Source organism: uncultured Mailhella sp., from assembly GCF_944324575.1.
Taxonomy (GTDB): Bacteria; Desulfobacterota; Desulfovibrionia; order Desulfovibrionales; family Desulfovibrionaceae; genus Mailhella.
The window spans coordinates 1-3,115 of record NZ_CALUWV010000155.1 but is presented as its reverse complement, the minus strand read 5'-3'; the positions used below and the strand labels follow the sequence as shown (position 1 = coordinate 3,115).

The 3,115-nt window shown below is 60.2% G+C and carries 1 protein-coding gene; it reads left to right on the top strand.

What is annotated here, in order from left to right; translation table 11 throughout:
- Window positions 1-322: 322 nt before the first annotated feature.
- Window positions 323-2,971, top strand: a complete 2,649-nt coding sequence (locus Q0J81_RS10895) for a valine--tRNA ligase (RefSeq protein ID WP_294447860.1) — start codon at window positions 323-325, stop codon at window positions 2,969-2,971.
- Window positions 2,972-3,115 lie beyond the last annotated feature (144 nt).

The following is a 3,115-nucleotide window of genomic DNA, read 5'->3' as shown; positions in this document are numbered from 1 at the left end:
AGACCGGTCTGGGCTATGTCTAACCCTTTGAGTACACGGAAGGGAATGCCCGTCGAACGAACGGCGTGCAGCAGCAGATATCCCCAGATATGGGATGCGTTCCACAAAATGGCAATCATGTCTTCCCTCCGTGCCTATGCATACGCACAAGCCGCCCGTTCGGCAAGAGAAGGGACGGCGGAAGAGGCATGCCGGGCATGCCCCGGCTGTGGCTGCCGTCGCCTGCAAGGGCCGGCCGTACGCTGCATTTCCGTCGAAAAGGCGCATAGCTGCGCCGTCCCGTTGCGGGAGGGCGGACATTTTAACTCACTGGAGCCTTGAAATGCTGTCCAAAGCCTATGAACCGCAGGAAGTGGAAGCTCACTGGCGCAAGCACTGGGAAGAGACCAAGACCTTCACGCCCGACCTGTCCGCCCCCGGCGACCCCTATTCCATCGTCATTCCTCCGCCCAACGTCACGGGCATTCTGCACATCGGTCATGCCCTGAACCAGACTCTTCAGGACATACTCTGCCGTCATGCCCGTCAGAAGGGCAAGAACGTCTTGTGGATTCCCGGCACCGACCACGCGGGCATCGCTACGCAGAACGTGGTGGAGCGCGCCCTTGCCAAGGAAGGCAAGTCCCGTCATGACGTGGGACGCGAAGCCTTCATCGAACGCGTCTGGGATTGGAAGAAGCAGTACGGCGGCCAGATTCTGGAGCAGATAAAGGAACTCGGCTCCTCCGTGGACTGGACGCGCGAAGCCTTCACCATGGACGACAATCTCGCCCGCGCCGTGCGCAAGGTGTTCGTGCAGCTCTATAAGGAAGGGCTCATCTACAAGGGCAAGTACATCGTCAACTGGTGCCCGCGCTGCCACACCGCCCTGGCCGACGACGAAGTGGACCACATTGATTCCAAGGGCATGCTCTGGCATGTGCGCTATGATTTCGCCGACGGCTCCGGTTCCGTGACCATCGCCACCACCCGTCCCGAGACCATTCTCGGCGACTCCGCGGTGTGCGTGCACCCCGAAGACGAGCGTTACGCCGGCCTTGTGGGCAAGAAGCTCATCGTGCCCGTGGTCAACCGCGAGGTTCCGCTCATTGCCGACCGCTACGTTGATCGCGAGTTCGGCACCGGCTGCCTCAAGGTCACGCCCTGCCACGACCCCAACGACTGGAAGCTCGGCCACGCCCACAATCTGGAATTCATCCAGGTCATCGACGACAACGGCAACATGTGCATGAGCGACGTGTGCGGCCGCTACGCCGGCATGAGCCGCGAGGAATGCCGCAAGGCCATTGTGGAAGAGCTGCGTGAGAACGGGCATCTTGTGAAGGAAGAGCCGCTTTCCCACAGCGTGGGCTGCTGCTACCGCTGCAAGACCGTCATCGAGCCCTACGTGTCCGACCAGTGGTTCGTGGCCATAAGCAAGATGGCTCCCGCCGCCCGCGCCGCCGTGCCGGACAAAATCAAGATTTATCCCGAGAGCTGGACCAAGACCTACTACAACTGGCTGGACGACATCCGCGACTGGTGCATCAGCCGCCAGATCTGGTGGGGCCACCGCATTCCCGCGTGGACCTGTGCCGACTGCGGCGAGCTCATCGTTGCCGAGGAAGATCCCACGGTATGCCCCAAGTGCGGCGGCAAAAAGCTGGAACAGGATCCCGACGTGCTCGACACGTGGTTCTCTTCCGCGCTCTGGCCCTTCTCGACCATGGGCTGGCCCGAACATACCGAGACGCTCAAGAAGTACTATCCCACCAGCGTGCTCGTCACGGCCTTCGACATTCTGTTCTTCTGGGTGGCCCGCATGATCATGATGGGCCAGCACTTCATGGGTGAAGTGCCCTTCCGCGAGGTCTACATCCATGCTCTCGTGCGCGACGCTCAGGGCCGCAAGATGTCCAAGTCTCTCGGCAACGGCATCAACCCGCAGGACATGATTCGCAAGTACGGCGCGGACTCCCTGCGCTTCACGCTGGCGGCCTTTGCCGCCATGGGACGCGACATCAGAATGTCCGAGGAGCGCATCGAGGGCTACCGTCACTTCGTGAACAAGGTGTGGAACGCTTCGCGCTTTGCCCTTATGAACCTGCCCGAACAAGGCGAGCCCAAGGCCGTCGATCTCGGTGCCGTCAAGGGACTGCACAACAAGTGGATTCTCAACCGTCTCGAGGAAATCAAGGCGGAAGAGGATGCCGCGCTCGAAAGCTATCGCTTCAACGACGCGGCTCAGTGCGTGTACAAGTTCCTGTGGAACGAGTTCTGCGACTGGTATCTTGAACTCATCAAGGCCGACATGAAGGAAGAGGGAGAGGCGAAGGAAGAGGCCCAGTACGTGCTCTACACCGTGCTGCGCGAAATTCTCCTGCTGCTGCATCCCATGATTCCCTTTGTCACTGCCGAGGTATGGAACGCCCTGCCCGGTCATGAAGGCACGGACATCGCCACGCAGCTTTATCCTGAATTCCGTCCTCAGTGCGTGAAGAGCCGGGAGTCCGACGACATGGTCTTCCTGCAGGAGGCCATCAGCGCCATCCGCACCATCCGCGCGGAACTCAACATCAAGCCTTCCTACAGGCTCAGCGTGGTGCTGCATCCGGCCAGCGACGAGCAGTCCGCGCTTCTTGAGGCGAACCGCGGATTCTTCGATCTGGCGAGGCTCGAAAGCCTCACCATCGACAGGAATGCCCATGCTCCCAAGGCTTCGGCCAGCAACGTGGTGCGCGGCTGCGAAGTCATCGTGCTGCTCACCGGCGCGGTGGACTTCAAGGCCGAACTGGCTCGTCTCGACAAGGAAATCGGCAAGGTCGACAAGGATCTCGCGGCCCTTGACGCCAAGCTCTCCAACGAGAACTTCGTCAAGCGTGCTCCGGCCGATCTCGTGGAGTCCGAAAAGGCCCGTCATGCCGATCTCATCGACAAGAAGGCCAAGATGCAGGCCCTTCAGACGCGCTTCAAGGAAGCCATGGAAGAATAGTTTCGGGCGAAGCCTTTTCGTCTGAAATTCTCTCATGCGCCCCCCCTCCGGTTGCGGAGCGGGGGCGTTTTTTGGTTAAAAGAAAACCCCCAGCTAGGCTGGGGGTTCCCGAAAACTTATAGTTATGCGTAAGTTATAAACACT